The sequence below is a fragment of the Mesorhizobium sp. genome (genome assembly GCF_005063415.1).
GTDB lineage: Bacteria > Pseudomonadota > Alphaproteobacteria > Rhizobiales > Rhizobiaceae > Mesorhizobium.
In genome coordinates this window covers 1-285 of the sequence record NZ_SUEG01000402.1, presented here as the reverse complement: position 1 = coordinate 285, position 285 = coordinate 1, and the positions used below count along the sequence as shown (strand labels likewise).

Genomic DNA, 285 nt, shown 5'->3' with positions numbered 1-285 from the left:
CAACCCAGCCGTTGCGCCAGCAGGGCGTCGGCGAGCCAGGCTCCAAGAGCGCGCCCCAAGCCGTGGCGCTCGGCGGTCGCGATGGCGCCGGTCATCATTCCGACCGTCCGGTCACTGGCGGAGAGCTGTCTGAGATCGTTCGTCAGGTCGCTCGCGCTCTCGTCATTGCGCGCCAGACCGAGTTCATTCAGCACCGAACCGATGCTTGCCTCCGTCAGCAGCTCTTCCGCCGGCCGCGCCGCCAGCCGGCGCCAGGCGAGCAGCAAAAGACCGCCCGGCCCAACG

General features: G+C 69.8%; 1 pseudogene. It reads right to left on the bottom strand.

The features are described from left to right. Positions 1 to 266: pseudogene (locus E5W70_RS32805) on the bottom strand (hypothetical protein); the annotation flags it as partial. Positions 267 to 285 lie beyond the last annotated feature (19 nt).